The 1,019-nt window shown below is 72.7% G+C and carries 1 protein-coding gene; it reads right to left on the bottom strand.

Translation table 11 applies throughout. The annotated features are described in order from the left end of the window. A partial coding sequence (locus tag MRQ36_RS33025) for a MurR/RpiR family transcriptional regulator (protein ID WP_242801755.1) occupies nt 1-900 on the bottom strand: 900 nt, incomplete at its 3' end. Between the last annotated feature and the right edge of the window lie 119 nt (nt 901-1,019).

The following is a 1,019-nucleotide window of genomic DNA, read 5'->3' as shown; positions in this document are numbered from 1 at the left end:
GCCGGGGCCGACCCGATGGGAGGTGACCGCCTCCGCGGTCGCCTCCAGCGCCTTCCTGGCCCGGGCCCGGTTCCGCGCCGCCACCCCGACGAAGAGGCAGTCGACCACGGTGAGCTGGGCCAGCCGGCTGGCCGTCGCGCCGGAGCGGTAGGTGGTCTCGCGGGCCGCCGTGGTGAGCACGAAGTCGGCGACCTCGGTGATCGGCGAGCGGGGGAAGTTGGTCAGCGCCACCGTGGTCGCGCCCCGCGCCTTGGCCTGGTCGAGCACCTCGATGACGTCGGAGGTGGTGCCGGTGTGCGAGATCCCGACCGCGACGTCGCCCCGGCCGAGCAGCGCGGCCGATGTCAGCGCGGTGTGCACGTCCGGGAAGTAGAAGGCGATCCGGCCGATCCGGTGCAGCTTCTGCTGGAAGTCCGAGGCGACGAAGCCGCTGGCGCCGGCGCCGTACACGTCGATCCGGCCGGCGCCCACGATGGCCTCGACGACCTGCTCGCAGATGGCCGGGTCGAGCTGCTCGGCCGTCTCCTCGACGGCCCGGGCGTCGTTGAACGCGATGGTCGCGATGATCTGGGCCAGGTCGGCGCCGGGCGGGATGTCGCCGCCGACCACCCGGGCGTCCGGCGGCTCGATCCGGCGGGCCGCCTCGGCGGCGAGCCGGATCCGCAGCTGCGGGTAGCCGTCCATGCCGACCGACCGGCAGAACCGGATGACCGTCGCCTCCGAGGTCTCGGCGGCGGTGGCGAGATCGGTGATGGTGCGCCGGGCGGCGTCGGCCGGGTCGGCGACGACCAGCCGGGCGACCCGCTGCTCGGCCGGGGACAGCGACGGGAGCAGGCCACTGATGTGGACGATCAGTCCACCGGGCTCGTGACTCGCAGAAATCTTCGGACTCTTCGCCACGGATGAAACTTACTTTCACGAGGCGTGACCGTCAACCACGTCCGCACGTATCCGGAAAAGTACCGCCCTCCGGGTGACCGTTCCCTGGCCAGGGTCCCATTGCCGCAGCCCGGCCGCCT

Source organism: Micromonospora sp. R77, assembly GCF_022747945.1.
Lineage (GTDB): Bacteria > Actinomycetota > Actinomycetes > Mycobacteriales > Micromonosporaceae > Micromonospora.
This window is presented reverse-complemented; position numbering and strand designations above follow the sequence as displayed.